The 1,981-nt window shown below is 34.2% G+C and carries 1 pseudogene; it reads right to left on the bottom strand.

Going from position 1 to position 1,981, the window contains the following annotated elements:
• Positions 1-135 precede the first annotated feature (135 nt).
• A pseudogene (ltrA, locus tag MWH25_RS12715) lies at positions 136-1,449 on the bottom strand (group II intron reverse transcriptase/maturase).
• Positions 1,450-1,981 lie beyond the last annotated feature (532 nt).

Below are 1,981 nucleotides of genomic sequence, written 5' to 3'. Positions count from 1 at the left end.
ATTTTTTACTGACAGTAGAGTAAAAGCTGGTAACTATCTAAGTTACCAGACAGTCCTCTGCAAACCGTACGTGAGGTTTCCCCTCATACGGCTTTCCCCATAAGACTTCTTTTATAAGCTTTCACGAGTATCAGATTAATAAGCAGTTGGTTTTTCTAATCCCCATTTATCAACAAGAATTTTATATGCTCCTTTACCAAAGAGCCTGCTCTTTCTCTGACTTTTCCTTTTATAATATCTGTTTATCCTTCTCTTCAGATACCATTCTAGATCACTCTTTGCTTTACTTGGATAGCTCACACCTGGTATAGTATGATTATTTACCCACCCTCTTATCTTAGAGTTTAAACCATCTGCTACTTCATTTGGTGGTAAACTCCCTGCACTTGACAGAAATCTCTTTATCTTTCCTCGAAAGCTCTTCTGCGACTTTTTGCTTGGGAATACATTCCAATATTTATTACCTTCATTATATAGACACTTATCTAATCTAAAAGTAAAACCTAGAAAATCAAATGACTTATTTCTAGCTTCTACTATCTTCGTTTTCTCTTTATTTAGATTTAGACCCATTGCCTTCAATATCTCTATTAACTTTTCTATTATTTCTTCTGATATTTCTTCACCCATTAGCACAAAGTCATCAGCATATCTTACTAATTTAATTCCTGCTTTCTTGAAGACTATTCATTTCCCATTTATTAATTTGTCCATTAGATTTAAATAGATATTAGCTAATAAAGGCGATATTACTCCTCCTTGAGGAGTCCCTTTTTTGTTCTTTTTCCCACCTTTTAATCTTCCATTTTCATAGATAGGAGTTTTCAACCATTTCTTGATTAAGTTTAGGGTGTATTTATCGCTTATTCTTTTACCAATTAAAATCATCAGCTTATCATGAGGAATTGTATCAAAATATGAACTTAAATCAGCATCCAGTACACTTGTCTTTCCTTCTTTTAAGTTAAATTTTATTTTCTCTACTGCATCGGCAACTTTTCTCTTTGGTCTAAATCCATATGAATTTTCCTCAAAATCAGCTTCAAATATAGGTTCTATTACTATCTTACAGGACATTTGTACTATTCTATCTTTTATCGTTGGTATGCCTAAGGGTCTTTTCTTCCCATTTGCTTTTGGTATATATACTCTTTTTACTGGTGATGGTTTATAACTCTTCTCTTTAAGTTCTTCATGTAGTTCATCTATATATTTCCTTATTCCTTCTTTCTCTATATCCTCAAAGCTTATTCCATCTACCCCTGGACTACCTTTATTTTCTTTTACTCGGTAATAGGCTTCAAGCAGAAACCTCTTTGAGATTATCTTATCGTACAGTATATAGAATCTAAAGTCTTTCTCTCGTTTGGCTTTTAAATATATCTTTCGCTGAAAGTCTCGTATCTTTTCCTTATTTCGTCGTGGCACGCCACTTGAAATAGGTTGCATTTCTAGGTTTTTAACCAATTTGCAAATACTCCTCTCTTTGAAAGAATGTCTCTAGTAATGCTCCTTCGCTACATATAAGTTATGTTGTCTTATATATCTTCACTACTACGAGCATCTCCGCATTCTTAGTTGTTAACTTCACTTTTTCGATTTTCTTATACTTATAAGTAAAGTCTTTAGGTTGTAATCCTCAACTTTAAGAACTTCCCAAGTTCCTATGTTATCCTTTTGTAACCATACCATCCCTTTTAACCCCGATAGTTCCAATTCATATGACCATTTTGCTATTTATGAATAGTTGCAGGTTTCACCCAATCCGAGAGGCTCACCAACTATATTTTCGAGTAACGAGGCTACATCAGGTTCACTTTCGTTACGGTCTGGATACTGTTTTGATAGGCTTCTACCTTGATTGTCACCAATCTCATAGCTATCTCAACTTCTATCTGAAAATGGTAATTAAATAGGTTGGACTTTCACCAACTGGACAAACATAAGCTTAGCTTGGCACTCCGGATTACGGACACTGACA

Origin of the sequence: Natroniella acetigena (assembly GCF_023227745.1) — a bacterium.
GTDB classification, from domain to species: domain Bacteria; phylum Bacillota; class Halanaerobiia; order Halobacteroidales; family Halobacteroidaceae; genus Natroniella; species Natroniella acetigena.
The sequence above is the reverse complement of the archived record's forward strand: the minus strand, read 5'-3'. Positions and strand labels throughout refer to the sequence as shown.